This is a genomic window from Amycolatopsis sp. cmx-11-32 (genome assembly GCF_047608695.1).
Lineage (GTDB): Bacteria > Actinomycetota > Actinomycetes > Mycobacteriales > Pseudonocardiaceae > Amycolatopsis.
On sequence record NZ_JADNQN010000013.1, the window covers coordinates 98,160 to 123,036 of the forward strand.

At 68.9% G+C, this 24,877-nt stretch carries 22 protein-coding genes and 1 pseudogene; 10 read left to right on the forward strand and 13 right to left on the reverse strand.

Annotated elements, in window-relative coordinates:
* The first annotated feature begins 1 nt into the window (after position 1).
* Entirely contained in the window at positions 2 to 1,441 is a 1,440-nt protein-coding gene (locus tag ACM6LR_RS31350) for a PLP-dependent aminotransferase family protein (protein WP_414940799.1), read from the forward strand.
* 38 nt (positions 1,442 to 1,479) lie between these two features.
* Here ACM6LR_RS31350 and ACM6LR_RS31355 read toward each other — a convergent pair whose 3' ends face one another.
* Positions 1,480 to 2,208 (reverse strand): alpha/beta fold hydrolase, encoded by a 729-nt coding sequence (locus ACM6LR_RS31355; RefSeq protein ID WP_414940801.1) that lies wholly within the window; start codon positions 2,206 to 2,208, stop codon positions 1,480 to 1,482.
* A gap of 49 nt (positions 2,209 to 2,257) precedes the next feature.
* On the opposite strand from ACM6LR_RS31355, the gene ACM6LR_RS31360 reads away from it, so the two are divergent.
* Complete coding sequence (locus tag ACM6LR_RS31360) at positions 2,258 to 3,517, forward strand: cytochrome P450 (RefSeq protein WP_414940804.1); 1,260 nt, start codon at positions 2,258 to 2,260, stop codon at positions 3,515 to 3,517.
* Between the two features lie 46 nt (positions 3,518 to 3,563).
* Here ACM6LR_RS31360 and ACM6LR_RS31365 read toward each other — a convergent pair whose 3' ends face one another.
* The gene (locus tag ACM6LR_RS31365) at positions 3,564 to 5,021 is read right to left on the reverse strand and encodes an MFS transporter (RefSeq protein WP_414940806.1); all 1,458 of its coding nucleotides are present in this window, start codon (positions 5,019 to 5,021) and stop codon (positions 3,564 to 3,566) included.
* Positions 5,022 to 5,107: 86 nt separating this feature from the next.
* Between ACM6LR_RS31365 and ACM6LR_RS31370 the strand changes: the two genes are divergently transcribed.
* The gene (locus tag ACM6LR_RS31370) at positions 5,108 to 5,494 is read left to right on the forward strand and encodes a MarR family winged helix-turn-helix transcriptional regulator (RefSeq protein ID WP_414940807.1); all 387 of its coding nucleotides are present in this window, start codon (positions 5,108 to 5,110) and stop codon (positions 5,492 to 5,494) included.
* Positions 5,495 to 5,497: 3 nt separating this feature from the next.
* On the opposite strand, the gene ACM6LR_RS31375 is transcribed toward ACM6LR_RS31370, so the two are convergent.
* On the reverse strand, positions 5,498 to 5,893 hold the full coding sequence (locus ACM6LR_RS31375) for a PASTA domain-containing protein (RefSeq protein ID WP_414940808.1): 396 nt from the start codon (positions 5,891 to 5,893) through the stop codon (positions 5,498 to 5,500).
* A gap of 162 nt (positions 5,894 to 6,055) precedes the next feature.
* Here ACM6LR_RS31375 and ACM6LR_RS31380 point away from each other — a divergent pair, with 162 nt between their 5' ends.
* The 4 genes from ACM6LR_RS31380 to ACM6LR_RS31395 all read left to right on the forward strand — a co-directional run bounded on the left by ACM6LR_RS31380 (position 6,056) and on the right by ACM6LR_RS31395 (position 9,301).
* On the forward strand, positions 6,056 to 6,481 hold the full coding sequence (locus ACM6LR_RS31380) for a hypothetical protein (RefSeq protein WP_414940810.1): 426 nt from the start codon (positions 6,056 to 6,058) through the stop codon (positions 6,479 to 6,481).
* On the forward strand, positions 6,475 to 6,690 hold the full coding sequence (locus tag ACM6LR_RS31385; protein WP_414940812.1) for a helix-turn-helix transcriptional regulator: 216 nt from the start codon (positions 6,475 to 6,477) through the stop codon (positions 6,688 to 6,690). The genes ACM6LR_RS31380 and ACM6LR_RS31385 overlap by 7 nt, the downstream gene beginning before the upstream one ends.
* A gap of 13 nt (positions 6,691 to 6,703) precedes the next feature.
* Positions 6,704 to 7,666: an NAD(P)-dependent alcohol dehydrogenase gene (locus ACM6LR_RS31390; protein WP_414940813.1), complete on the forward strand. Its 963-nt coding sequence runs from the start codon at positions 6,704 to 6,706 to the stop codon at positions 7,664 to 7,666.
* Between the two features lie 96 nt (positions 7,667 to 7,762).
* Positions 7,763 to 9,301, forward strand: a complete 1,539-nt coding sequence (locus ACM6LR_RS31395; RefSeq protein WP_414940814.1) for an alkaline phosphatase D family protein — start codon at positions 7,763 to 7,765, stop codon at positions 9,299 to 9,301.
* Between the two features lie 260 nt (positions 9,302 to 9,561).
* On the opposite strand, the gene ACM6LR_RS31400 is transcribed toward ACM6LR_RS31395, so the two are convergent.
* The gene (locus tag ACM6LR_RS31400) at positions 9,562 to 10,434 is read right to left on the reverse strand and encodes an alpha/beta fold hydrolase (protein WP_414940815.1); all 873 of its coding nucleotides are present in this window, start codon (positions 10,432 to 10,434) and stop codon (positions 9,562 to 9,564) included.
* A gap of 28 nt (positions 10,435 to 10,462) precedes the next feature.
* Positions 10,463 to 11,287 (reverse strand): GAF and ANTAR domain-containing protein, encoded by an 825-nt coding sequence (locus ACM6LR_RS31405; RefSeq protein WP_414940816.1) that lies wholly within the window; start codon positions 11,285 to 11,287, stop codon positions 10,463 to 10,465.
* A gap of 369 nt (positions 11,288 to 11,656) precedes the next feature.
* Between ACM6LR_RS31405 and ACM6LR_RS31410 the strand changes: the two genes are divergently transcribed.
* Positions 11,657 to 13,120, forward strand: coding sequence for a PP2C family protein-serine/threonine phosphatase (locus tag ACM6LR_RS31410; RefSeq protein ID WP_414940818.1), 1,464 nt, complete (start codon positions 11,657 to 11,659; stop codon positions 13,118 to 13,120).
* 6 nt (positions 13,121 to 13,126) lie between these two features.
* Here ACM6LR_RS31410 and ACM6LR_RS31415 read toward each other — a convergent pair whose 3' ends face one another.
* The 6 genes and pseudogenes from ACM6LR_RS31415 to ACM6LR_RS31440 form a co-directional block, all read right to left on the reverse strand.
* The gene (locus ACM6LR_RS31415) at positions 13,127 to 13,681 is read right to left on the reverse strand and encodes a cysteine hydrolase family protein (RefSeq protein WP_414940819.1); all 555 of its coding nucleotides are present in this window, start codon (positions 13,679 to 13,681) and stop codon (positions 13,127 to 13,129) included.
* 70 nt (positions 13,682 to 13,751) lie between these two features.
* On the reverse strand, positions 13,752 to 14,579 hold the full coding sequence (locus ACM6LR_RS31420) for a chlorophyllase/cutinase-like alpha/beta fold protein (RefSeq protein WP_414940820.1): 828 nt from the start codon (positions 14,577 to 14,579) through the stop codon (positions 13,752 to 13,754).
* 261 nt (positions 14,580 to 14,840) lie between these two features.
* A pseudogene (locus ACM6LR_RS31425) lies at positions 14,841 to 16,024 on the reverse strand (cysteine desulfurase-like protein).
* Positions 16,025 to 16,105: 81 nt separating this feature from the next.
* Positions 16,106 to 18,085 (reverse strand): WD40/YVTN/BNR-like repeat-containing protein, encoded by a 1,980-nt coding sequence (locus tag ACM6LR_RS31430; protein WP_414945084.1) that lies wholly within the window; start codon positions 18,083 to 18,085, stop codon positions 16,106 to 16,108.
* Positions 18,086 to 18,434: 349 nt separating this feature from the next.
* Positions 18,435 to 20,348 carry a hypothetical protein gene (locus ACM6LR_RS31435; protein ID WP_414945085.1) on the reverse strand — a complete coding sequence of 638 codons (1,914 nt, stop codon included), beginning with the start codon at positions 20,346 to 20,348 and terminating at the stop codon, positions 18,435 to 18,437.
* 138 nt (positions 20,349 to 20,486) lie between these two features.
* Entirely contained in the window at positions 20,487 to 21,302 is an 816-nt protein-coding gene (locus ACM6LR_RS31440; RefSeq protein ID WP_414940825.1) for a DUF1206 domain-containing protein, read from the reverse strand.
* A 239-nt stretch (positions 21,303 to 21,541) separates the two neighbouring features.
* On the opposite strand from ACM6LR_RS31440, the gene ACM6LR_RS31445 reads away from it, so the two are divergent.
* On the forward strand, positions 21,542 to 22,042 hold the full coding sequence (locus ACM6LR_RS31445; RefSeq protein WP_414940826.1) for a polyketide cyclase: 501 nt from the start codon (positions 21,542 to 21,544) through the stop codon (positions 22,040 to 22,042).
* A 326-nt stretch (positions 22,043 to 22,368) separates the two neighbouring features.
* On the opposite strand, the gene ACM6LR_RS31450 is transcribed toward ACM6LR_RS31445, so the two are convergent.
* Positions 22,369 to 22,641 carry a hypothetical protein gene (locus ACM6LR_RS31450; protein WP_414940968.1) on the reverse strand — a complete coding sequence of 91 codons (273 nt, stop codon included), beginning with the start codon at positions 22,639 to 22,641 and terminating at the stop codon, positions 22,369 to 22,371.
* A 32-nt stretch (positions 22,642 to 22,673) separates the two neighbouring features.
* Positions 22,674 to 23,780, reverse strand: a complete 1,107-nt coding sequence (rlmN, locus tag ACM6LR_RS31455) for a 23S rRNA (adenine(2503)-C(2))-methyltransferase RlmN (RefSeq protein ID WP_414940827.1) — start codon at positions 23,778 to 23,780, stop codon at positions 22,674 to 22,676.
* 424 nt (positions 23,781 to 24,204) lie between these two features.
* On the opposite strand from rlmN, the gene ACM6LR_RS31460 reads away from it, so the two are divergent.
* The gene (locus tag ACM6LR_RS31460; protein WP_414940828.1) at positions 24,205 to 24,834 is read left to right on the forward strand and encodes a hypothetical protein; all 630 of its coding nucleotides are present in this window, start codon (positions 24,205 to 24,207) and stop codon (positions 24,832 to 24,834) included.
* Positions 24,835 to 24,877: the final 43 nt, after the last annotated feature.

Sequence of the window (24,877 nt, forward strand, 5' to 3'; positions counted from 1 at the left end):
GGTGACTGCCGAGGGCTCGGACTTCCTGCAGCTGGACATCGGGGACGCACCACCGGGGCGCCGGTCGGACTGGCTGGCGTCGCGGTTGCGGCACGCCATCTCCGACGGCCGCCTGCCGGTCGGCAGCAGGCTGCCCGCGACCAGGGCGCTGGCCGCGGATCTCCGGGTCTCCCGCGGCGTGGTCACCGAGGCCTACCAGCGGTTGGTCGAGGACGGCCACGTCGCCGGACGCGGCCGTGCGGGCACGGTGGTCGTCGCGGCACCGGCGAGGACGAAGGAACAAACGACGCCAGGGCCGCCGTCGGCGGGCACGATCTTCCGGCCCGCCCCCGGGATCGGGGTCTTCGACTCGCTGCGGTCGACCCCGGCGAAGATCGACCTGTCCCCCGGCGTGCCGGATCTGACGGCCTTCCCGAGGACGGCTTGGCTCCGCGCCGAGCGCACCGTGCTCAACGACCTTTCGGCGGCGGCCTTCGGCTACGGCGACCCGCGGGGCGCGCCCGCGCTACGGCTGGCCATCGCGCACTGGATCGCGCGTACCCGCGGCATCACCGCCGACGCCGACGACGTCCTGATCGTCGCCGGTGTCGCGCAGGGCCTCGGGTTGCTGGCCCAGGTGCTGTGCGACAACGGGATCTCCGAGATCGCGGTCGAGGACCCGAGTTCGCTGGGCGCGCGGCAGCATCTGCACGACCGGCGGCTCGCGACCCCGCCGATCCGCGTCGACGACGAGGGCGTCGACGTCGACGAACTGGTCCGCAGCGGCGCGCCCGCCGTGCTGCTGACGCCCGCGCACCAGTTCCCGACCGGTGTCGTACTCGGCGGGGAGCGCCGTCGCGAACTGATGCGCTGGGCCGCGAACGGCGGGCTGATCATCGAGGACGACTACGACGCCGAGCACCGCTACGACCGCCCGCCGGTCCCCGCGCTGCGCTCGATGCTCGCCGAACAGGTCTGTTACGCGGGCAGCGTGTCGAAGTGGCTCGCGCCCGCGCTGCGGGTGGGCTGGATGCTGGTGCCGCCGCGGTACCGGGACGAGGTGGTCGCGGCCAAACGGTTCGCCGACCTCGGCAACGCCGTCCTCCCGCAGCTGGTGCTCGCGCACCTGATGGAGTCCGGTGAGATGGAACGGCAACTGCGCTTCGTGCGCAAACGGCACCGCCGGCGGCGGGACGCGATGATCGACGCGCTCCGGACACATCTCCCGGACGCCGTGGTGCACGGCGCGGCCGCCGGGCTGCATCTGACGATCACCTTCGACGCCGAGTTCTCCGACCTCGACTACGCCGCCGCCGCGCTGGAGCAGGGTGTGAAAGTGCAGCCGCTGTCGTGGCACTGCCAGCGGCCGATGAACCCGGGGCTCGTCCTCGGCTACGGGGCGAGCCCGGCGAGTGACATCGCCGAGGGCATCGCCGTCCTGGGCAAGATTCCCCACGTTTAGTCCTCTAGTCGCGGTAGTTCGCCACCGAACTACCGCAACTAGAGGACGAATTGCCGGGGGAAGGGCAGGAGTGCGGACGGGTCTTCGACGTGGGCGTTGTGGCCGAGTCCCCGGAGTACGACCGAGTGCGGACTGAGGGCGCGAAGCTGTTCGGGGCGGCTCATGGGGTCGTGCTCCCCGGCCGCGAGGACGACCGGGCAGCGCGCCGCGCCGAGCAGGCCGCGCATGTCAGGCGCGCCGACGCCGAACGCGCGGGGGTCGAGCGCCAGCCGCCAGCCGCCTTCGGTTTCGGTCACGCCGTCGGGATCCGCGTCGGCGAGGCCGACCAGACCGGCGATCTTGAGGAAGCCGCGTTCGGCGTCCTCACGGGCCGGGAACACCCTCGGTGGCTTGGCCGCCATGGCGGCCGCCCTCGCGAGGTCGTCCTCGCTCCATTCGACCTTGACACCGACCGTGAACAGCCCGGCGACCTTCACCCCGAACCAGCCGCTGGCCAACGCCAGCCCGACCACGCCGCCCAGGGAATGGCCGATCACCAGCACCGGCCCGCGTTCCGGGAGCGCGTCGGCGACCGCCGCGGCCAGACCGCCGAACGAGTAGTGCGGCAACCGGGCCGATCCCCCGTGCCCTGGCAGGTCGGGTGCCAGCCAGCGATATCCCGGCTGTGCCATGAGGCCGTCCCAGACCGCGCCCGTCGCGCCGAGGCCGTGCAGCAGCACCACGGCGGGGCCTTCGGTTCCGGCTGTGCGCATCTTCAGCTTGTCCACCGGACGGATCTTTCCCCAGTCCCCCGTTCGCGGGCTAGTGTTCGGAGCCGTGATCACCGATCCGGACACGTTCACCCGGGGCGTGCCGTACGAGCATCTCGCCGCGCTGCGCCGGGAGTCGCCGGTCATGCGGGTGGAAGATTTCTGGGCCGTACTGGGGCATTCGGACATCAAGCACGTGCTGAAGAACCCGAAACTGTTCTCGTCGCGCCTCGGCGGGACGCAGATCCGGGACCCGGCCACCGAACAGGACCTCGGTTACGTCCGCCGGATGATGCTCAACATGGATCCGCCCGAGCACGCCCGGCTGCGCGGCCTGCTCACCAAGGCGTTCACCCCGCGCGCCATCGGCAGGCTGACCGAGCGGATCCACCGCTGGGCAAGGGATCTGATCACCGAGGTCGCGGCGGACGGCCGATGTGACTTCGCCGCCGTCGCCGCCGATCTCCCGCTGCTCACGCTCGCCGAGGTCTTCGGGATTCCCGAACAGGACCGGCGGCTGATGTACGACTGGAGCAATCGCGTGATCGGCTACCAGGACGCCGACTACGCGGTGAGCGCGACCGTCGAGGCGGACGAGGTCACCGATCTCGCGCGGGCGGCGCTGGCCGTGCGGCCGGTTCCGGGACCGGACGGCGCGATGCCCGATCCGCGCACGCGCGCCGGGATGCCGGACCTCTACGCGTACGCCACCGCGCTCGGCGAGTACAAACGCCGGCATCCCGGCGACGACGTGATGAGCAACCTCATGGGTCACGTCGACGATGCGGCCGGGCGTGTCTCGATCGCGGAGTTCGAGAACCTGTTCTGGCTGTTTTCCGTGGCGGGTAACGAAACGTTGCGTAACGGCATCCCCGGCGGGATGCTGGCCTTGCTGTCGCATCCGGATCAGTACCGGCGGCTGCTGGCCGACCGATCGCTGCTTCCCGGTGCGGTGGAAGAGATGTTGCGCTGGTGGACGCCGGTCATGCACTTCCGCCGGACCGCGACCGAGGACGTCACTCTGTCCGATGTGGACATCCGGGCGGGCGACAAGGTCGTCGTCTGGTTCTCGGCGGCGAATCGCGACGAGTCCGTGTTCGAGGACCCGGATCGCTTCGACGTCGGCCGGACGCCCAACGATCACTTGACCTTCGGGCACGGCCCGCATTTCTGCCTCGGCGCCCAGCTCGCCAGGGTGCAGCTGCGGGCGATGTTCGAAGCGGTCCTCGATCTGCTCGGCGAGGTTTCGCTCGCCGGGGAGCCGGTGCGGTTGCGGTCGAACTTCCAGAACGGGCTGAAATCCCTGCCGATCCGCTGGCAGGGATGAGCCCCTTCCCGCCCCCGAACGCGGGAAGGGGCCACTCACCCCCGGGTCATTCGGCCGCGGCGAACTCCGTCTCCGCCACAGCGGAGCGGGCTTCGGCCTTGCGCAGGCCGACCACTCCGGACAGCGCCACCAGGACGCTGATCACCGCGATGCCGGTGACGACGGTCAGCGCGGGCACCAAGCCGTTCAGCAGCGCGGCCGGGCCGGTGGCGCCACCCGCGTTGCCGGTCAGGACCGCGGTCACCACGGCGAGGCCGATCGCACCGCCGACCTGGATCGACGTGTTCAGCAGACCGCCGGCGAGACCCTGCTCGTCGTCGGAGATGCCGTTGGTCGCCTGGATGTTCAGCGAGGAGAACGCCAGCATGAAGCCGACACCCAGCAGGATCATGCTCGGCAGCACCGAACCGACATAGCTGGAGCTCTCGTCGATCCGCAGGAACAGCGCGTATCCGATGACGTGGGCGATGACGCCCGCGAGGATGGTGCGCGATGTGCCGAGCCGGTCGATCAGCGGCTCGACTCTCGGTGAACCGAAGGCCACGATCACCGCGGCCGGCAGGAATCCGAGCGCGGTCTGCAGCGCGGACCAGCCCAGCACGGTCTGCAGGTACAGCATGACCACGAACTGGAACCCGATGTAGGCGCCGAAGAACGTCGCGCCGCCGAGGTTGGCACGGGCCAGCGGACCCGAGCGCAGGATGCCGAGGCGGAGCAAAGGGTGTTTGCTGCGCTTCTCGATGAACACGAAGGTGGCGAGCAACGCGAGCGCGAGGGCGAACGAGATCAGTGTGCGCGTCGAGGCCCAGCCGATCTCCGGTGCCTCGACCACGGCGAAGACCAGCAGAAGCGAACCGGCGGCACCGGTGATCGCGCCCGGGAAGTCATAGCCGCCACCGGTCTGCGGCTGGTAGGACGGGATCAGCTTGACGGCGGCGACCAACGCGGCGAGCGCGATCGGCACCGGCAGCAGGAACGTCCAGCGCCAGCCCACCTCGGTCAGCAGACCCGAGAAGACGAGGCCTGCGGAGTAACCGCTGGCGCCGAACACGGCGAAGATGCTGATCGCCCGGTTGCGGGCGGGCCCTTCGTGGAAGGTCGTGGTGATGATGGACAGGGCAGCCGGTGCGGTGAACGCGGCCGCGAGGCCCTTGATGAAGCGAGTGGCGATCAGCAGCGCGCCGTCGTCGACGAGGCCGCCGAGGAGGGAAGCGAGCGCGAAGACCGCGACGGCGACGAGGAAGACCCGGCGCCTGCCGAGCAGGTCGGCGGTGCGCCCGCCGAGGAGGAGCAGGCCGCCGTAGCCGAGCACGTAGGCGCTGATGATCCACTGCAGGGCACTGGTGGAGAGGCCGAGTTCGGCCTGGATGGACGGGAGGGCGACGGCGACCATCGACACGTCGAGCGCGTCGAGGCCCACGACGACGGACACAGTGAGCAGGACACCCCAGAGGCGCGCGTCCCACCTTGTCGAGCTGGTGGACAGCTGCACGGAAGAACTCATGAGCCGTACAGTACATGCACACGCATCTAATGCAACAACATTTAATGTCTTTGCATAAAATTCACGCGCATGCTATCTTGGGCCGCGTGAGCGACGACGCTGAGCAAGACCTGTTGCAGGAGTGGCACGACCTGTCCGCCCGGCACGCGGCGGTCTTCGGCAGGCTCGAGTGCCGGCTGCAGGAGCGTCACGGCCTCGGCGTCACCGAGTTCGAAGCCCTGGACCGACTGGTGAACTGTGTCGTCGGCAAATGCCGCGCGGCCGACCTGACCGAGGTGGTCCACCTGAGCCAGAGCGCCACGTCACGGCTCGTCGCCCGCCTCGAGCGCGAGGGACTGGTCCAGCGCGCACTCTGCGAGGCGGACCGGCGCGGGATCTTCGTCGTCGTGACCGACGAAGGCCGCCGCCGCTACGAAGAGGCGAAGCCGACGCACCGGGCGACGCTCGGAGAGATGCTCACCGTCAAGGCGTGAAACTCACTTTTCGCCGATTTTGACGGCGGTCAGCGTGATCACCGCGTCCGCGGCCACCTTCGTCCCCGGCGCGGGATCCTGCCCGGTCTGGACCCAGTTCCGGTCCATGACGAGCATCCGCCCCTTGCCGCTCCCATCGACCTCGCGCAGGTTGTACAACCCGGCCGCCTGCATCGTGTCCTGCGCGGCCTGATGGTTCATCCCGGAGACATCCGGGACAGTGACGAGTCGAGCGGCCGCCGACGTGGGAGCACTCGCCTCGGCGGGCGCCCGCACGCTCACGGAGGTCTCGGTGACGGTCGCCGGCGCCCCTGGCCGCGGGTTCGGGGCGCCGCACCCGGCGAGGCCGAGCACTCCGGCCGCCAGCAACAGGGCGATCCGGCCGTCGGTTTTGGTCATCCGGGACTCCAGTCTGAGATGGCGGGACCGAGAAGAGTCGCGGCCGGACAACGGATCGTTAACACCCGACCGGGCGGCACTCCTCTCCTGCCCGAAGTCCGCGCCCCGCACCCAAGTAAAAAATATTTGACATGGTGTCTGGAACTCTTTACGTTGGGCAGCGTGGCATTGGAAGAGAAGCGCGCGTGGATCATGCTCGTGGTCACGGTTTGCGCCTACGCGGTCTACCTGATCGTCGTCCTCGGCCGGGCATCCGGCGCGCTGGTCGAAGTCCCTTACGTGGCACCGTTGCTGTGGACGGTCGGGGCGGCCATCGTGGCCTCGATCGTGCTGCACATCGCCGCGTCACTGGTCTCACCGGAGGACGCGGGCCGCAAAGATCAGCGCGATCGTGAGATCGGCCGGTTCGGCGAGCACGTCGGGCAGTCGTTCGTCGTGATCGGCGGTGTCGCGGCGCTCGTCATGGCGATGGCCGAACTGGACCACTTCTGGATCGCCAACACGGTGTACCTCGCCTTCGTCCTCTCATCCCTGCTCGGTTCGATCGCGAAGGTCGCCGCGTACCGCTGGGGATTCCAGAAATGGTGAAACCGACCAAGGTCACGAACTCGATTCGCGCCCTGCGCTTCGCCGCCGACGAAATGACGCAGGCGCAACTCGCGGACCGGATCGGCGTCACGCGCCAGACGGTCATCGCCATCGAACAAGGGCGCTACTCGCCGTCTTTGGAGATGGCCTTCCAGATCGCCAGGGTGTTCGGCGTCGGACTCGACGACGTCTTCCAATATCCGGATTAGAAAAGAGGCCGCCGTGAAGGCGATCGTCCAGAACGAGTACGGCACGACAGATGTTCTCCGGCTGACAGACCTGCCGGAACCCGAAGCGGGGCCGGACGGCGTGGTCGTCCAGGTGCGTGCGGCCGGCGTCGATCCCGGTGTCTGGCATCTCATGGAAGGGACGCCGTACCTCGTACGGCTGATGGGATTCGGGGTCCGCAGACCGAAGGCACGCGTGCGCGGGTTGGACTTCGCCGGGGTCGTGCACACGGTCGGCGAAAACGTGACGGAGTTCCAGCCCGGCGACGAAGTTTTCGGCACCTGCCAAGGTTCCTTCGCCGAGTACGCGCTGACCACAGTGGACAAAATCACGCGGAAACCCGGACGAATCGGTTTCGAGGAAGCCGCCGCGATCCCGATCTCCGCTTTCACGGCACTGCAAGCACTTCGGGACAAAGGCGGGGTCAGGCCCCGGCAGAAGGTCCTCGTCATCGGGGCGGGTGGCGGCGTCGGCACCTACGCGGTGCAGATCGCCAAGGCGTTCGGCGCGGAGGTCGACGGCGTGTGCAGCCCCGGCAAAGTGGACCTGGTCCGCTCGCTCGGCGCGAGTACCGTCTTCGATTACACCCACGAAGATTTCGCTGGCGGCTACGACGTCATCCTCGACACCGCGGGCAACCGGTCGCTGACCTCACTACGGAAATGCCTTACCCCACAAGGAACCCTCGTGATCGTCGGCGGTGAAGGCGAAGGGAAATGGATCGGCCCGGTGGGACGCAACCTGCGGGCGCTGGTTCTCGGGCCGTTCGTGAAGCACAAGCTGCGAGGCCTGTTCTCGACGGAGAATCGCGAAGATCTCGAGACCCTGCGCGCGCTCATCGAGGAGAAGAAACTGACGCCGGTCATCGACCGGGCCTACTCCCTGGCCGACGTCCCCGTAGCCATCCGCTACGCGAGCGAGGGTCACGTGCGCGGCAAGGTCGTCATCACCGTCTGAACCACCGGCAAGAGTTTTCCCGCACGTTCACCCCCGGCCATCTTGGGCGTGTTCGGTGTCGTGGAGCGACCCACCACCCAACCAGGGAGACCACCGATGTCCGTCAACCGCCGGGACCTGTTACGAGGCGCCGCCACCGCCGGTGCGCTGGGACTGGCCTGGCCGTTGAGCTCGCGGATGACCGTCGCGCAGGCGGAAGAGGCCGCGGCGGCGCTGGGGGCGAGCTGGGACGAGGCGCCGTTCACCCTCGGCGTCGCGTCCGGTGACCCGGTCCCGCACGGCGTCGCGCTCTGGACCAGGCTCGCGCCGAAGCCGATGGAGTTCGAACAGCCGTTGCCGGACACCGTCGATGTCGGCTGGGAGGTCGCCACCGACCACGGGTTCCGCCGCCGCGTGGCGCGCGGGACGGCGGCGGCCACCGCCGGGCTCGGGCACAGTGTGCACGTGCCGGTGGCCGGGCTCGAGCCGGGCGAGCAGTACTTCTACCGCTTCCACGCGCTCGGCAAGGTCAGCCGGACCGGGCGCACCCGCACCGCCCCGGTCGGGCCGGTCCGGCGAGTGCGGTTCGCGTCGGCGAACTGCCAGGCGTTCCACGACGGGTTCTACGCGGCGCACGCCGGGATCGCACGGGAGGACCTCGATTTCGTCGTCCACCTCGGTGACTATGTCTACGAGCACGGGCAGGTCGGCGGCAACCCGCTGCGCGACCACGAAGGCCCCGAGGTGCTGACCCTGCCCGCGTACCGGCGGCGGCACGCGCTTTACAAATCCGACCCGTCGCTGCGGGACGCTCACGCGGCCCACCCCTGGTTCATCACCTGGGACGACCACGAGGTCGTCAACGACTACAGCGGCACCACCCCTGCGCTGCGGGCGCGGCGGTCGGCGGCGTATCAGGCCTGGTACGAGCACATGCCGGTGCGGCCCGACCACCCTGAGACGCCGAGGATCCACCGGCAGCGCCGCTGGGGCGACCTGCTCGACCTGTCCATTTTGGACCTCCGCCAGTACCGGTCGGCGCAGAACCTGCCTAACGGCACGATCCTCGGCGCGGACCAGAAGGCATGGCTCAAGGACCAGGTGACCGGCGCCGGCGAGGCGTGGCACTGCTGGGTGAACTCGATCATGCTGAGCCAGCTCGCGAAGCCGGGTGGCGGCGGTTACCTGTTCACCGACCAATGGGACGGCTTCCTCGCCGAACGCAAGGAGGTGCTGACCCACGTGGCCCAGAGCGGCCTCGAAGACCTCGTGGTGATCACCGGCGACTGGCATTCCGCGTTCGTCGACGACATCCGACCGGACTTCGCGGATCCGGCCACCCCGGTGATCGGCACGGAGTTCACCGCGCATTCGGTCTCCTCCGGCGCCTACTCCCCCGAGTGGAACGCCACGAACGGGCCGAAGATGGGTGCGGCGAACCCGCACCTCAAATACTTCGAGGGCGACCGGTACGGCTACGACGTCTACGAGGTCACCCCGCGCCGCTGGAGCACGCACATGCGAGTGATCGGGGACAGGCGCGACCCGCGTTCGCCGGTGAGCACCCTGACGACGTTCCACGTCGACCGCGGCAAACCAGGGTCCTATGAGGACCGGGCGACGATCACCTCTCCGGCGCAATACCGGCGCCGCTAGAGCAAAGGGGAGGCGGTTCACCGCACGCGTTCTCGTTTCACCCGCCCGGTGAATTCACGACAGCAGCGATCGCCGCTTTAGTCTTGGTCGCCCTGTCGCCTCCGCGGCGACCGACAGCAAGTTCCCACCCTACGGTTGTGACAGCAACCGCGCGGCGGGGTCGTCCTTTCGGTACACCGTCGGACATTGGGTTCCGCGTGATTTCGGATCGTCGACGGCGGACTGCTTTCGAACGCTTATGTCGCCGTATATCGCGTATTTCAAGAACGCGATGTCGATCTTGACCCGGGTCCCCACCGGTCCACTTCCGCGGTGAGCCACTGATGCAGGGAAAAAGCCAGTTCGACCGGAGCGTCGTACTGGATCAGGTGCCCGGCGTCCGGAATCACGTCCAGGAGGGCACCGGGAATCGCGTCCGCGAGTCGTTCCGCCCTGTCCACTGGGATCCACGTGTCGTCCGCGCCCCAGATCACCTTCACCGGCAACGCGAGTTCGGGATAGCGATCCTGGATCTCGTCGGTGTACCGGACGTCCGCCTCGGCGATCTGCCGGTAGAAGGCGCGTTGCCCCTCCGCGTCCAGCCAAGGCCCGGTCAGCGTGTCCAATTGCGTACCGGTGAGACCACGATGAGAGGCCGTCCCGATGTAGGACTCCAGCGCGCCTCGGTGCACCGCCGGGGGTTGCGCCTGGAAGACCTCGGCGTTTTCCGCGACGAGCCGGAAGAATTCCGAACCCCACGGCCGCAGCGCGACGACGTCCACCAAGGCGAGCGAGGCGTATTCGGCACCGTGCAGCAGCTTCGCGCGCAGTGAAACGGCCCCGCCGTAGTCGTGCGCGATCACGTGCGGGGCCGTCAGCCCCCAATGCCCGAGCAGGTCGGCGAAAAGCTCGCCCTGTGTCCCGAGATCGACGGCGTGACCGGGTTCCTTCGACGAACGGCCGTACCCCGGCATGTCCCAGACATGGACGGCGAACTCCTTGCTGAGCGCCCGGGCGAACGGCGCCCACAGCTGCGCCGACCACGGTGTCCCATGGCACAGCACCACCGGGGCGCCTTCGCCGAGGCGTTCCCACGCCACCGAACGGCCACGCCAGTCGAACGTCCGCGACAACTCCAGTTCGCCGAAACCCATGATCGCGATGGTAGCGGCGCCCGCCCGCTCAGTCGGGCAGATGCAGTTCCGTATGCCGCTTGGACAGCATCTCCGCCAGTTCCCGGAGTTTGATGTTCATGTTCTGTGACGTGTGCCGCAGGACCTCGAACGCCTCCGCCGCGTCGATCCCGCGCCGCGCCATCAGGATGCCCTTGGCCTGCCCGATCGCGTCCCTGCTGTCCAGCGCCTGCTGGAGCTGTTCCTCCTGGAGTTGACCGCGCGTGACCGCGTGCGTGGTCGCCAGCGCCAGCGACGCGTGTGTCGCCAGCAGCAACAACACGTCCCGGTCCGCCTTGGCGATGCCGTGCGGACGTCGCGAGTAGACGTTCAGCGCGCCCGAGAGCTGCGAACTCGACGCTCCCGGCAACAAGGCCGTCGAGACCAGCGAGTGGAAACCGAGCGCCGCGGCGGCGGGCCCGAACCGCGGCCAGCGGGCGTCTTCGGCGAGGTTGTCGCTGAAGGCCGCCGCCGGTCCTGAAACCCGCGCCGCTTCGACGCAGGCACCCTCGCCGTACTGGTACTGCAGCTGGTCCAGTTCACCGGCGATCTCGTCGGTCCGCACCGGCGTGTGGAACCCGCCGTCCGGATCGAGGAGGGTGACGCTCACCAGATCCGCACCCGGAACCAGGTCACGAGTCGCGAAGACCACCCGTTCCAGTACCGCCGCGACCGAGCCGGAATCCAGCAACGCCCTGGTCAGGGACACGAACTGGGTAACCAGTGGCCCGGCGATGAGCCGAGCGCCGTTTTCCGAGGTCACCGGCAGTTCGCCGTCGCCGACATCCTCGACGAATCGGTTCTTGTCCTGCTGCCAATCGATTTCATCGGCCAAAGCCCGCCTCTCCCACTTCTGCACATCGGCGTGATGCACCACGGGGAGTCACCGGCGGGAACCGGCGCCGAGCGCGCACCATCAACCGCCGCAACCAACCCGGTTACCGGCGGATCGGCGCTAACTTCTCAACGCTCAGAACCGCTTTCGGAAGCCGACCTTAGCCGAATGCGCTCACCCCGCCTACCGCGACCCACGTTCGACCCGCCGCGGATCGCCCCTCCGGTCACGCCGTCGATGGACCGTTCCGCCACCTGGCGTAACCGACCCCTCGTCGAACGGGCGCATTTCGAAAGCCGACTCATGTTTCGCACCGGGTGACGGTTGGTACTCGTAAGCCATAACGTCGAGTTCCCGGGGGTGATCACCGTGGCCTCGCTCCAGGCCGAGGAGCAGCGCAGGATCGTCGCGGCGTGTTTCGCGCGGACCGGACTCACCTTGGAACAGCTGTGGCTGAGATATTTCGCACTGGGCGGTGACGTCAACGAGGTGGAGCTGGAGAAGTTCCTGCAGGGCCAATCCCCCTTGCCCCGAATCCAGCGGGACATGGTGGCGCACGCGGTCAACGAGCGGCTCGACGAGGTCGACGCGGCCGAGGAGGCCGACGAGGCCGAGGAGGCCGACGGCGAGCGAAGGGCACCGTACAGCCGTGGGACCGGCGAGGACACCCGCCCTCGCGGACCCTTGGCCGCGCTGGTGAGTCTCCTCGACGGTGCCCGCCGTGCCTCGCCGGAGAGACTGCCCGGGCTCATCGCCTCGGCAGGCCGGGCGCTGAGCCTCGAGATCGCCGTCTACCTCGTCGACCACGACCAGCGGCAACTGGTCCCGGCCCCCGGCGGATCGGCATCCGACCGGGTACCTCTGGCCATCGAGACCAGTACCGCGGGCCGGGCGTACCGGCACGCCGGCACCTTGCTGGGCGAGGAGCCGGAGGGACCACGGTTGTGGGCCACGCTGCTGGACGGCGACGAGCGCATGGGCGTACTCGAGGTCGCAGCAGGTACGGACGCCGACCTCCACGACCCCGCCCTGCGAACCCAGTGCCAGTGGCTCGCGTCGCTGTCCGGCCGTCTGATCGCCGCCGCGACGAGGTACGGCGACGGTCTCGACATGCTGCGGCGCCAACGTCGGCGCAACCCCGCCGCGGAGCTGCTTTGGCGGAACCTGCCCCCGTCGACCGCCGCGACACACACCATCGTGGTCGCGGGCGGCATCGAGCCCACCTACGACGTTCGCGGCGTCACCTTCGACTACGCCCTTTCCGAAACGAAGGCGTGGCTGGCGATCTTCGACGCCGGCCGGGACACCGCGTCCCCGGACCTGGTGGTCTCGGCCGCGCTCGCGGCCTACCGGTCCGCTCGTCGCGAGGGCCTGGATCTGCGCGACCAGGAAGCCGCTGTCGACAAAGCGCTGTCGACACAGTTCGGCGACCACGCCGCAGTCCGCGGCGCGCTGGCCGAGCTTGACCTCACCGGCGGCGGGCTCCGCTACCTCGAAGCGGGAGGGGAACCGCCGTTCGTACTCGGCGGCGAGCACGTACAGACCACATTGGACGGTGGTCGACGCCCACCGTTCGGCGCGGGGCCGCCCGGCCGGATCGCGACCGCCCGGCTGCGGCCGGGAGATCTCCTGGTCCTGCACACCGAAGGTCTCTCGGGCGCGCGTGACACCGACGGCGAACGGTTCGCGTTCGCCACCTGTCTGGCCGCCAACGCCGGACGCGTGCCACCGGAAACCACCCGGCGCGTACTCCAAGCGGCGAAGTCCCACTGCGACAGCGACTTCACCGGAGACGCCGGCCTGCTGATCGCACGCTGGTCCGGCTTGCCGTGAGGCGGCTCAGCCGCTGAAATCGACGTTCTCGGTCTCGACCGTCCCTCCCTTCCGGCCCGGCGCGACCTGATAACGCCAGTACAGGTTCGTATGCGCGATGACCTGCTCCGGTGCCGGCGCGCCCCAAGCCGATTTGTCCACGGTCGTGTGCGCGTCGCCGACCAGTGTCGCGTCGTACCCGCGGACCATGGCGCCGTGCAGTGTCGAGCGGATACAGACGTCGGTCTCCGCCCCGACGATCACGAGACGCCCGACACCGCGCTCCGCCAGCGTTTTCTCCAGATCGGTGTCCTCGAAGGAGTCTCCATAGGACTTGTGGACGACCGGCTCGGTGTCGGCCGGGGTCAACTCGCCGACGATGCGCCATTCTTCGCTTTCTCGCACGAGTTCCTCGTCGGAATGCTGCACCCATACGACCGGGACGTCTTCCTGCCGCGCCCTGCCGACGAGAGCGCCGATGTTCGCGACCACCGCGTCGCGCTCGTGGCCATCGTCGACGACGCCGTTCTGGACGTCGACGACCAAGAGCGCGGTGTTCGGCCGGTTGTCGAGAGTGGTCATGACGGGGTGTCCCTCCTGATCAGGCTGCTGGAGGAAGACCCTAGCCCGGCCCACCGACAAGATCCGGCGATCAAGCCGCCGGAACGGCCAGGGCCTTCGCGTTGCGCTGGACACCGGACCAGGCCCCGTCCCGGCACAATCCGCAGGACGCACCGAAGAACTCCGCGCGGGCTCGCTCGTCACCGGACAGCCAGAACCGGAACCACGCCGTGATCGCGCCGCGGAACCCGCCACCGTCACCGACGGGCGTGAAGTGGGTCGCGCCGGCGAGTTCGCCGTAGATCGCGGGCACCTGGTCCGCGAGGCGGTACCGCGGAATGACCAGCAGCGCGGGAATGACGATGGTGTCGAACTGGCCGCCGAGGAAGAACGAGGGCCCCTTCAAAGCCGTGACAGAGCCCTGCGGCCCCGGCTCGATCGGGATCGTGGTGGTGACGCGGGGATCCGCGCCGGCGGCGATCGCCCCGCCGCCACCTTGGGAATGGCCGGTCGCACCGATGTGGGCGGTGTCGATCTTCCCTTCATAGCGGCTGCCGGGACGGGAGTTCTCGGCGATCAGGGTCGTGGCTCCGGCCAGCATTTCCTTGCCTGAGCCCGCGTTCGGTGTGTCGGCCGCCGCGACCACGAAACCGTGTGAGGCCAGATGACGCAACAGACCGCCGTAGATCTTCGGGTTCGCGCCGGTTCCGTTGCCCCACAGGATCACCGGGTGCCTCTCCAGCCGCGTCGGCCGGTACACGGTGTGTGTGCTGTCGAGGGCTTCGACGGTCACCGCGAAGGGACCCGGTTCGCTCCATCGGTCCGCGATCCCGGTCGTGGCCGTCGCGGCGGGCGTGATGCCCACGGTCGCGAGCACGACCATCCCGGCGATCAGTGTCCGTGTGCGAAGTCTTCCCATGGTGGCCACCGTTCTGGTCCGTCCGGGCCCCGTTGCCCGCGACGTTCCCTTCCCAGGGTGTCGGCCCGGTCACCGTACGTCCATGGGGCCGATCACAAGATCAGGCGAACGAGTCTTGTGACCGGACCCAAACCGCGATTCGGGTCAGAGCCAACCGTGTCTCAAATACCTGCTTTCGGGCGGTTCGCGTGATTGAAGGGACGACACAGGTGACTGGATGGACGACACGCGTGTCCAGCCGGACGACACGCGGCGGGCCCCTCACCGAACGAACGTCGACAGCCCGTCCAGCAACCTCTCGACGTCCTCGGCGCTGGTGTACGGCGCGAGCCCGACCCGGAGCGCCGGATCCTCCAGCTTCAGGGCCGCGAAGACTTCGTAGGCGTAGAAAGACCCCGCCGGGGCGACGATCTTCCGTTCGGCGAGATGCCGTTGCGCTTCGCGCTCGCGTCCGCCGAGGCTCATCAGGACGGTCGGGGTCCGGTCGGCCGCCTTGCAGTGGACGGTGACGGCGTCCCCCAGTCCTTCCTCCAGCCTGGTACGCAGCGTGATTTCATGGTCGTGCAAGGAATTCAGCGAGTTCGTCAACCGGTCCCGCCGCGATCCGCCCGCTCCCGGGTCGAGGGCGGCGAGGAAGTCCACGGCGGCCGTCGCGCCCGCGAGGATCTCATAGGGCAAGGTGCCGAATTCGAAGCGTTCGGGCACGGCGTCGGACGACGGCATGAGCTTGTCCGGTTCGACGGTTTCGAGGAGGTCGGGCGACGCGCCGAGCACCCCGCAGTGCGGGCCGAGGAACTTGTACGGCGAGCAGACGAAGAAGTCCGCTCCCAGCGCGGGACGTCCACCGGATCGTGGGCGGCGAAATGCACGCCGTCGACGAACAGCAGCGCTCCGGCGTCGTGGACGAGATCGGCGATCCGGCGGATCGGCGGTCTGGTGCCGAGGACGTTCGAGGCCGCCGTGACCGCGACCAGCCTCGTCCTCTCGGTGAGGACGATTGAATCGAGGTCGAGTTCGGTGGTCTCGGGGTCGATGTCGATCCAGCGGACGGTCAGCCCGGCCCGTTCGGCGACCTGGATCCAGGGCCGGACGTTCGCGTCGTGGTCGAGGCGGCTGACGACGATCTCGTCACCCTCGCGCCAGTTTTTGGCCAGGTGCCGCGAAAAGTCGTACGTCAACTGGGTGGCGCTACGGCCGTGGACGACGCCTTCGGACGGCACGTTGAGGAAGTCGGCGTAGGCCGCGCGGAAACCCGCGACAGCGTTCTCGGCGTTGAGCTCGGACGGGCTGACCGTGCCCCGGTTCGACAACGGACCGGCCAGCGTGTCGGCGATGGCGTCGGCGACGGGCCGGGGTGTCTGAGTGCCCGCGGGTCCGTCGAAGAAGGCGATTCCGCTGGAGAGGGACGGGAAGTGGCGCCGGAGGGCGGGGACGTCGATGGCCATGTCCTCGACTCTGACATCCGGCGACGGACCGAGTAAACGCTTCGTGGCCGGAACTTTCGCCGACCACGAAGCGCCTTGGGCTCAGTACAGCGTCAGGCGGTACGCGCCGGACTGCGCGGTGCCCGCGAACAGATACCGGCCGTCCGCGCTGATCGTCATCGAGAGCACCCTGGCGTCGGGCAACGCGCCGGGCACCGGCGACCAGGTGCGGCCGAAGTCCGTGCTGCGCAGCACGCCTCCTCCGGTCGCGCTGCTCGCGAACCACACCCTGAAGTCGAACGGATGCGGCAGGATCCGGCTGATCTCACGGGGATCCTCGCCGTCGCGGACCCGCCGGAACGTCCGGCCGTTGTCCTCGCTGAGCAGCAGACCGGCACCGCCTGCCAGGACGCGGCCCCGGTGGCTCACCGAGATCGAACTGACCGGCTCGTCGGAGACGTGGGTCCAGGTCCTGCCGCCGTCGTCGGACCGGGACAGACCGTGGGAATCCCCGCCCCAGACCCGGTTCGCGTTCCACGGGTCACCGGCGAACGCGATGAACCCGTTGTCGCCTGCGAGCTTCTCCCAGGTCTTCCCGGCGTTGTCACTGCGATAGAGCACATAGCCGCTGGGAGCGAAGGCCGAGACGAAAAGCCTGTCGGGAGCGGCCGGGTGGGCGAAGATCGTCCTGGGGAGGCCTTCCTTCGCCTTCGCCGCGAACTGCCAGGTGCGGCCGCCGTCACCGCTGCGGAGCACGTCGAGCGAGAAGCCGTTGCGGGTGACCTGCCAGACGACGTCCGGACGGGCGGGCGAGACGGACAGACGCGCGTCCTCGTGCAACCTGTCGGTGGGGTGCGACTGCCACACCCGGTCCGCCGCGGCGACCTTGCCACGCGGAAGCGGGGTGTTGTAGATCTCCTGCACGCCGGCCGCGACGACGCTCTCGCGCAGGAGGTTCCCGCTGGTCACCAGGTCGCGAATGGATTCGCCGGGCACACCGATCTGCTGGTAGCCGCTCTTGCCGCCGTCCGCGTACACCCCTCGGTACAGCGAGGAGATCAGCGTGGTGGCGGGTTTGCCCGCCCCGGCGGGGAGTTCGATCATGTCGCTGACGCCTTCGCCCGGCGCGGGCACCGGTTTCCGGGTCCAGGTGCGGCCGAAGTCCGCGCTGACATCTATGTCGTTATACGTCGCGATATACAGGCGGCCGCCGACGAAGTGCGGTTCGCGCAGAGGCTGTCCGCCGGGTTCGCGGCGCAGGACCGTCCAGGTCTTCCCGCCGTCGGTGGAGCCGTGCAGCTCGGGGCCGACCGTGACCACGAACCGCTTGCCATCCGACGCGACCTGCCCGACCTCGTCGTTGGTCCGGTAGACGAGTTCGGCCCGCGGCTCCTTGCCGCTGACCCCGCGGACCGCCCACAGCGAGTACTCCGGGTAGACCGTCGTGAAGTAGGCGTCGTCGCCGACGAGGGTGAGTTTGAGCCCGCCGACCGGTGCGGCGACCCCCTCACGCGGCCAGGTCCTCGGCACGTCGTTCCAGTGGTCTCCGCCGTCGGTGCTGACGCTCAGCGAATCGAGGTTCTGTACCACGACGACCCGGCCGGTGGGGTCCGTCGCCATGCCGAACGCGCCGTCGGGATACCACTCGCGCAGGGTCTCCCAGGTCTCGCCGCGGTCGGTGGTGCGCAGCAGCAGGCCGCGCCACTCGCCGACCTGGTGCCCGGGTTTGTTGCCCACCGCGAGCATCCGGTCGGGATTCACCGGATCGGCGAAGAATCCCTGGATGGCGGTGTCCACCGGCAGTCCCCGACGCGCGGTCCACGAGCCACCGCGGTCGCCGGAGAGCCACAACGCGGGCGGGCCGGGCTGCATCATCGCGAGCCCGGCGGGCGAAACGGCCAGCAGCCCGCCGATGCTGTTCGGGCCGACCGGTTCCCAGCCGCCTCGTGGCAGCCCGGTCGCGTTCACGTCCGTGGGTACCTGCGCGGGTTCGGCGGTGGCCGCTGACGTAGCCCCGGTGGTCCCGAGAACCGTCAGCAGCCCGAGAACGAGCATGCGTTTGGTGATCGATCTCAGCTTCATGCGGAAGATCTTGGCGCAAGATCCGGCAAAGGTATAGAGATTCATCGGATCTTTATCTCGACACACTTTCCTCTATACCCTCGATGCCGCTCACATAGGGTCAACTCATCGGATCACTGTCGGTCAGTGACTCGGTAACGCAGGTGAGTGACGCCCGTCCCTTCGACCACGGCGGCGGCCCTTCGAACCGCGTCGGCGCCACCCCGAGCGGCGAACAGCGGCTTGCCGTCGCCCGACTCCCCCAGCCGGCCCGAAGCAGTTCGGCGGTACGCCAGGACTGGCCGCCGGGATCTCGACGTCACCGTTGCCGTACCCGCCCCGGTTCTTCGTCGAACCGGGGCGGGCGGGCTCAGCCGCCCAGCCAGCGGTCGAACCAGCCGAGGTTCTGGTTCATCGCCGCTGCGCGGTGTCGCGGCTGATGGAAAAGGTGCGTCTCGTCACCGAAGAGCACGAACTCGGCCGGCACGTTCTTCCCCTTCACGAACCGGTGGATGCTCAGGGTGAGTGAACCGGCGGCCGGCCCGGCCTGTTGCAGCACGGGGCCGTTGACACGGTCCGCCGTCTGCCCGGAGCCGGGGATCAGCGACGGGCTACCGCCCTCGCCGGCGGAGGCCGCTTTGAACACGGTCGAACGCGCGATCGCCTCCTCGCTGACGAACGCGCCCCGGCTGTAGCCCATGATGCCTGCCTTTCCCTGGTCGGCGGTACCACTGTCCACTTCGGACTTGACCGCGGTTTCCATTGCCGCCACGGCGTCCCGCGGATCCTGGGTCGCCCGCGACTCGTTGACCAGCAGGACGACGTATCCCTTGGCGGCGAAGACCTGGGACGGGTACTGCCATTCGTTCTCCTCCGCCATGAACCGCTCGGTGGCGTCGTAGCCATGGGTGATCACGACGACGGGGCAGCGGCTCTCGCGCCCACAGCGCTCGGGGACGAGGCGGTAGCCCGTGGCCCGATGCCCCGACGGCAGGGTCCACTCCGCGGCCCGCGGCCTGGTCAGGCGGACACCGGTGACCCAGCCGTTCGGATCGTGGCCTTCACGCACGGATCCGGTCGCGGCGTCCACGACGACGAGACGGGGCGGCGAAGCCACGTCCTCCCGGACGCAGAGAGCGTGACGCCGGGCCGGATCGAACGAGCAGCCCGCCAAGGTACCGGCAGCCAGGGCAACGGGCGTCAAGATTCCCTGACTGGACGCCGAGTACAGGGTTTCGCGCCGCTCGTCGCTCGCCATGGCGAACACCCGGTCACCGGCCGGTGACCACCACGCGCTGCCCGACGACGAAATCCGCGTGCCCTTGGGCAGGGTCGCGACCGGTGCCGGTGCCCCGCCGTCGACGGGAACCGCCAGCACCCGGTCGTCCTTCGACGCGAGGACCGAACGTCCGTCCGGGGACCACGCCGACGGCAGCGGGCGCGCTCCGGCAGTGTCCACAATGGTCGCTCGGCCGGAGGCCGCGTCCAGTAGCCGCACCGTGTCGAGATTGTCGGCAGGGCGCTGAGTCTCCCTGGTCACGAACGCGAGCCGGGAACCGTCGGGCGACCACGCCATACCCGGTTTGCCGGGGACGGCGAGCGGGCCCATCACGAAGTCGGCGATATGCCGACGGCTCCCGGTCTTCGTGTCCAGCAACCAGAGTCCGTTCCGCGTCAGGTCGTACTCCCCCGTCTCCAAGGTCCGGAGATCCATCGCCCGCTCGTCGAAGACGACGCCGTCGGCCGTCGGCCTGCCACCGGGACGCGGTGTGCTGAACGCCAGCGATCGCCCGTCCGGAGACCACTCGAACGCGAGGATCTTCGCCGGATGCGGTGGGACGTTGGCCAGCCGGAACGCCTCGTGCTTACCGCCGATCGGGACCGCGGGGCCGTCGAAATCGAGCAGTTTCGCCGGCTTCCCGCCCCGCACCGGCACCTGCCAGATCTCGTCGGCGCCGTCCCGCGGCGCGAGGTAGGCCAGCGAGCCGCCATCCGGTGACCAGCGCAGATTCGTGATCCTGGCCGTCGTACCGGTCACCGTCGCGACCGTCCTGACTTCCGCCGGTTTCGCCAGGGACAACACGAGAATCCGGCTGGTGACGGTGTTGTCCGCGACCGATGGTTCGGTGACGACAGCGGCGCCGAACCGCCCGTCCGAAGACGTCCTCGCTTCGCCGATCCGGCGGGTCTGCACCACGTCCGCCACCCCGATCTCGGGTGTCGCCGCCACGAACGTCGCCGCCACGGCCAGCGCCGTCACGACCTTGCCCAGCTTTTCCCACATCCCGTTTTCCCTTCGCCCAGTGGAAGATCACTGCGACGTCAGGCTAGGAACGGCGTTACTGCGCGCACATCGTCCGGCGGTGCCGAAGAGAGTCGACTTCGGCAGGAGGGGGATTCGTCCCCCAGGGTGGACTGCTCCTCAGCCGCGCTGTGCCCGTGCCGCCCCCATGCAGTACGCGCCGAAAGCGGCGACTCCGGCGGCCACCACGAGGAGCAGCACCGTGCCGAACGGCTGAGCGGCCAAGGCGCGCAGCGCGGCGTCGAGCCCGCCGGAGCGGGACGGGTCGTGTGCCAGCGCCGCGAATCCGAGGAGCACCGCGACCACGCCGAACACGACACCCCGTGCCACATAACCGATCCGCCCGAGCCGCTCGACCCAGCGCCGGGTTCCCGACGGCAACGACGAGAGGTCGAGATCCCGCACGAAGTTCCGGCGCACACCGTTCACCACCGAAGCCACGGCGACACCGAACACGATGACGGCCGCCACGATCACCAGGAACGGGCCGGCGGGCAACGCGAGCAGCCGCGCGGTGAGTTCCTGCTGTTTCTGGTCGCCGCTGCCCTGTTCTCCCGCCCCCGCGGCGAGCCGGGCCGCGTACACCCCCAGTGAGATTCCCACCAGGCAGCGCGCTCCGGACGTCACCCGCTTGACGACGCGCTGTCGCTTTTTGTCGATCCAGGTGTACCCGACAGCGGCCAGCAGCGCCTGCCACAGGCCGTACGCCACCAGTCCGGCCGCCAGCGCCCACAACAGCACGCCGCCCAACGGGGTCGAGCCGACCTCGGCGACCGCACCACGCCCGTCGGCCTCCTGGCCGCCACCGCCGAAGGCGATACGCGCCGCCAGGTACCCGATGAGCAGGTACACCAGCCCGTAGCACCCCATCCCGATCCGTCCGAACACCTGGACGGCCTTGTTGTGGCGTACCTGTCCCGCCTTGCTCGATGGCATTGGGTTCACTCTCCTCTTCGATCCACACCGAGTGTCGCGGCCAGCGGCCGGGACCGCCGTGCGACTGGTCCATCCAGCCCAATACCGACCGGAGCGGTGTCGCCTACCTCTCACCCAGCACCGAGTCGATCAGTCCACCGCGTGCGGACTCCGTGACGATGACGGCTCGCGGTCGTTTCTTTCGCGGCGATGTCGGATCGCGCCGTTCCCGTTCGTAGGCAAGGTGAGAGGAGGCCGAAATGACACGAAGCAAGCACACCACGGCCGAGGAGAATGTGAGCGCCACCCTGACCGTCGCCGCGCCTGTCACCAGGGTGTTCGCGGTGCTGGCGGATCCGGCGACCCATTCGGCCATCGACGGCACCGGCTGGGTTCAGGACCCCGCCGACCCCGCGCCGCTGACCGAGGTCGGGCAGATCTTCCGGATGAACATGTATCACGCCGGCCACGCGGACGGTGACTACCGGGTGGCCAACAAGGTCGACGTGTTCGACTCACCGCGTGCCATCGGCTGGCTGACGGGAACGGAAAAGGCCGACGGACGGCTGGAGTTCGGCGGCTGGTTCTGGCGTTACGACCTGGCACCGCTCGGGCCGTCCGAAACCGGGGTCACGCTCTCCTACGACTGGTCGGCCGTGCCGCCGTCCATCCGGGAGTACATCCGGTTCCCGCCGTTCGGCCCCGAACATCTCATCAACTCGCTGCACCACCTGGCCGAACTCGCCGAAGGAGCATCATGACCGCGACCGAGCACGCCGCGAGAACCGCGGTTAGAGACGGTGTTCGCCGTCGAATCGAACCGAACTCCGACATCGAACCGCCGGAAGACCGAGCGCGGCCAGGGCGCGTTTCGCTCCATCCCGAGAGCGCCGAACCGGCAGCCGGCCACGATCACGGTTTCGGCCTCGAAAGAGTTCGACCCACTCGAATCACGATAGTTGATCATGAGCCGATCACCTGGACCGTACGCAACGCCTTGGACCATCTCGCCGACGAGCTTCGCCGCGACACCGGCGGCCAGTCCGGCGGGTCCGGAGCGGAGCGGACGCTCACCGAAGCCGGGGACTCAGCGAGCCAGCCAAGGAGCCAGCAACGTCTCGAGATCGGCGTCCGACAACGCATACGGCCCGCCGTGGAACTCGTGCCACCGCGAAGCGTCGCGTGCCGCGTTGTAGTCCACCTCGAACGCGCGCATCAGCACGTACATGAACGTCACCGAGCTGAAGCGCTCGCCGAGCAGTGTCCGGGCCTCACGCGCGACACCTGTCGCGCCATGGCCGATCACGTCCGCGAGCTTCAGCTCGTCCGCAGCCGGATCCAACAGGCTCGGGGCATACATCACGACGAATTCTCCATCACCGAAACGAAAAGTCAGTTCTCAGCGGCAAGCTGACCGCAAGCCGCGGCGATCTCCTGGCCACGCGTGTCCCGAACCGTGCAGGCGACCCCGCCCGCGTTCACCAGCCGGACGAACTCACGCTCCACCGGCTTCGGCGACGCATCCCACTTCGAACCCGGGGTGGGGTTCAACGGGATCACGTTCACGTGCACCAACTGACCCAGGTGCTGACGCAGGCGCTTCGCCAAAAGCTCCGCACGCCAAGGCTGATCATTGATGTCCCGGATCAACGCGTACTCGATGGACACCCGACGACCGGAAGTGTCCGCGTAGTACCGGGCGGCCGACAGCACCTCGTCCACCGACCAACGCTCGTTCACCGGCACCAGCGTGTCCCGCAACTCGTCGTCCGGCGTGTGCAGCGAAACGGCGAGACGCACCTGCATCTTCTCGTCAGCCAGCTTCCGGATCGCCGGCGCGAGGCCCACCGTCGACACCGTCACCGAACGCTGGCCGATCCCCAGCCCCTCCGGCGAAGGGTCAGTGATCCGGCGCACCGCGGCGACGACACGCTTGTAATTCGCCAGCGGCTCACCCATGCCCATGAAGACGATGTTCGACAGACGGCCGGGGCCGCCGGTCATCTCGCCGTCGCGCATCACGGCGGCGGCCGAGCGGACCTGGTCGACGATCTCCGCCGTCGACAGGTTCCGGTCGAGGCCGCCCTGCCCTGTCGCGCAGAACGGGCACGCCATGCCGCAGCCCGCCTGGCTCGAGATGCACAGTGTCGCGCGGTCCGGGTAACGCATCAGCACGCTCTCCAGCAGCGTCCCGTCGTGCGCGCGCCACAGGGTCTTGCGGGTGGTGCCGTCGTCGCAGGCGAGAGCCTTGATCTCGGTGAGCAGCGTCGGCATCAGATCTCCGACGAGCTTCTCCCGCGACGCCGCCGGGATGTCGGTCATCTCCTCCGGGTTCACCGTGAGCCGCGAGAAGTAGTGGTTCGACAGCTGCTTCGCGCGGAACGGCTTCTCACCCAGCTCGGCGACGGCCTCGGCCCGCTCGGCGGCGGTGAGGTCGGCGAGGTGGCGCGGCGGGAGGCCGCGCTTGGGCGCGTCGAAAACGAGGGGGAGGGCAGTCATAGCCCACTCAGTCTCCCATGTCCACTCCCGCCGCGCCCGGGCCGCCCCGGATCGCTGTTCCCCAGGTCACGTATGCGTTCTTCCCGCGACGGCGTGCGAATCGCGGCCGAGGAGACGCCAGGACTTCACACCACGGCCGAGACTGGGGCAGGAAACCGTTCCGTCGCCTTTAAACGATGGGGTTGCCTATGACCTCGGTCCTCCTCACCGGCTCGCCCGCGCTCACCGAGCCGCTGACGGAAGTCCTCGGCGACAGCGGCTACACCGGGCGTTGCCGTCCTCCGGGAATTGGCAGAAGTGGTGCCCGAGAACACCGGCGTGGTCGCGGTCTTCGAGCACGCCGCCCACGCCGAACTGACCGAGTTGGAAGCGTTGTGCGCCAGGATCGGGGCGCTGGCTACCGCTGCGCCGGGAACTCGGCCGGATGATCGCCGGACCCGCGATCACACCCGGCGGAATCGACTTCGCCGACGTCGTCGCCCGCCGCCGTTCCGCCGCCCGAGGCCCGGTGCCCACCGACCCCGCGCCACTGCGATCCGGCGACCTCCGCTGGGTGCTGGCGAACCTCTCCGTCCACCTCGAACGCTGGCTTTCCGGTGGGCGATCCGCAATCACCACGGGTGAGATCGAGCTGGACCCGGCGGACCTGTCGGAGAGCCGCCGTCCGATCCTTCCCGTCCCCGATCGCGTCCGGCCTGTGCCCGCGGTGACCGACCCGGGGGCGGGCAAGCGAGTGACTCCGTGGGTACACGACCTGCCGGACCGGTCTTGGGACGACCTGCCGTCGTTCGGTGAACGGCGACTCAAGGCGTATCAGGACCGCGTCGAGGCCCGGGGTTTCGAGGTGATCAGCGTCGACTTGACCACCTGCGACGTCGCGGCCGCCGGACTCCACGTCACTCATACGCTGGTTCCAGGTCTCGTATCACCCTTCCCCGCCGGACTCCCGTCGTGGGGCGGCCGGATGATCGCCAACGCAGCCGTGACGCTCGGCTGGCGTGCCCGGCGGCTCGCCGAGCGGGACCCTCAACGTCATCCCCTTCCCTGCGTCTGACCTCGCATGAGACCCACTTCACCCCAAGCGGGTTGTCGTACGA